A 503-nucleotide genomic window follows, 5' to 3' on the forward strand; every position below is an offset into this window, starting at 1 on the left:
GGAGGTAGGCTGTCGGGAAGCCGGCATGGGTGACGCGGTGGCGGTCCATGGCGTCGAGGGTCTCGTCGGGGGTCCAGAGGCCGTCGGGCTTGAGCACGAGGGCGCCGCCGTGGGCGAGGGGGACCATCCAGCGCTCGTGGGCGCCGTCGAAGCTGAAGGCGAGGACGTGCAGCTCGCGGGTCCCGGGCCCGGTCTCGTAGAGGGCGCCGGTGGCGCGCACGTGGTCGGCGAGGGGACCGTGCGGGACGGCGACGAGCTTTGGCGTCCCGGTCGAGCCGGAGGTGGCGATGAGGTAGGCGAGCTGGCCGGGGTGGGTCTGGAGGGGCGGGGGGGTGTCGGGCTCTGAGGTGGTGTCGAGGGTGTCGAGGAGGAGGGCCGGGGTTGCGGGCGGGAGGGCGAGGCGGCTGTGGCCGAGCAGGAGGGTGGCGCGGGCCTGGCGGACGAGGTGGAGGAGGCGCTCGGGGGGGAGGGCGGGATCGAGGGGCAGGAAGGCGCCTCCGGCG

1 protein-coding gene is annotated in these 503 nt (G+C 75.7%); it reads right to left on the bottom strand.

Going from position 1 to position 503, the window contains the following annotated elements:
* A partial coding sequence (locus tag DT057_RS35175; RefSeq protein ID WP_162501634.1) for an AMP-binding protein occupies positions 1-503 on the bottom strand: 503 nt, incomplete at both ends.

It is taken from the genome of Methylobacterium crusticola (assembly GCF_003574465.1).
In the GTDB taxonomy this organism is placed as follows: Bacteria; Pseudomonadota; Alphaproteobacteria; order Rhizobiales; family Beijerinckiaceae; genus Methylobacterium; species Methylobacterium crusticola.